The sequence below is a fragment of the Bradyrhizobium sp. P2_E8 genome (genome assembly GCF_056403875.1).
In genome coordinates this window covers 1-1,508 of record NZ_JBFUES010001381.1, presented here as the reverse complement: position 1 = coordinate 1,508, position 1,508 = coordinate 1, and the positions used below count along the sequence as shown (strand labels likewise).

Sequence of the window (1,508 nt, the reverse complement as noted above, 5' to 3'; positions counted from 1 at the left end):
GCCATGCTCGCGGTGCAGGCGACCAACGCCGTGCGGGCGTTGTTCGTGAGCGCGAAGCTGCTTTAAGGCGGCACTTCGTAGCCGGGATGGAGTGAAGCGAAATCCGGGACAGACCAAACCACACCGCACGACCCTCCGTGTGGCACGAACCCCGGATTACGCTGCGCTCTATCCGGGCTACAGGGCTCCGTCCGGGCTACAGGCCTTCCGCTCCCAGCTTGAACTCGGCGACGGGAAAGGGCAAACGGTCCGCGAAGACCGTGGCCTAAATCGTCCATTTGAAGCCGTGCTTTAGGGAGAGACCCCATCATGAAACGCCGTACATTCCTCAAGGGCGGCGCGGTCGCCGGCGCGACGACGCTGGTTGCCGCACCTGCGATTGCGCAAGGCGCGCCCGAGATCAAATGGCGCCTGACCTCAAGCTTCCCGAAATCGCTCGACACCATCTACGGCACGGCGCAGACCTTCGCGAAATACGTCGCCGAGGCCACCGACAACAAATTCCAGATCCAGACCTTTGCGGCCGGTGAGCTCGTCCCCGGTTTGCAGGCGCTCGACGCCGTCAGCGCGGCCTCCGTCGAGATGGCGCAGACGCCGCTCTATTTCTACATCGGCAAGGAGCCGGCGCTGGCCTATGCCACCGGCGCGCCGTTCGGCATGAACCATCGCCATCAGGAGTCCTGGTGGCATTTCGGCGGCGGTGCCGATCTCGCCAACGAGGCGCTGAAGCCGTTCAAGGCGCATGCGATCCTCTGCGGCAATTCCGGCACCCAGATGGGCGGCTGGTTCCGCAAGGAGATCAAGACCGTCGACGATCTCAAGGGCCTCAAATTCCGCATTGCCGGCATGGGCGGCCATGTGCTGGCGCGCCTCGGCATCGTGCCGCAGCAGCTCGCCGGCGGTGACGTCTATTCGGCACTGGAGAAGGGCTCGATCGACGCCGCCGAGTTCGTCGGTCCCTATGACGACGAGAAGCTCGGCTTCCAGAAGGTCGCCAAATACTATTACTTCCCGGGCTGGTGGGAAGGCGGCGCCATGCTGCACATGATCGTCAATGACGAGAAGTGGGCAAGCTTGCCGAAACAGTATCAGGCCATCGTCAACCAGGCCGCCTCGGCGGCCGGCGCCTGGATGCTCGAGAAGTACGACAGCGTGAATCCGGCGGCGCTGAAGCGCCTGATCGCCAACGGCGCCGAACTGAAGGCGTTCCCGCAGCCGGTGCTGGAGGCCTGCTACAACGCGACCCAGGACCATCTGAACGAGCTCGCCGCCAAGAGCGACCTGTTCAAGCGGACCAAGGAGAGCCACGACGCGTATATGAAGGAGCTGCTGTTCTACACGCAGATCGCGGAGAACTTCTACGACAACTATTTGCTCAGCAAGATGCGCAACAAGACCTGATTGGAAGAAGAGGGCGCGGTGTTGACGCCGCGCCCAGCTCCGTAGCCCGGATGGAGCGTAGCGCAATCCGGGATCCCGCACGTCAACGGCACCGTCCCGGATTACGC

At 63.4% G+C, this 1,508-nt stretch carries 1 protein-coding gene; it reads left to right on the top strand.

Going from position 1 to position 1,508, the window contains the following annotated elements; genetic code table 11:
* Window positions 1-309 precede the first annotated feature (309 nt).
* On the top strand, window positions 310-1,401 hold the full coding sequence (locus AC1D00_RS40655; protein WP_135173515.1) for a TRAP transporter substrate-binding protein: 1,092 nt from the start codon (window positions 310-312) through the stop codon (window positions 1,399-1,401).
* The last annotated feature ends 107 nt before the right edge of the window (window positions 1,402-1,508 follow it).

What these genes read in the sequence shown, in the direction of transcription:
- AC1D00_RS40655 (WP_135173515.1), top strand. Translation starts at nt 310, where the DNA reads ATGAAACGCCGTACATTCCTCAAGGGCGGCGCGGTCGCCGGCGCGACG.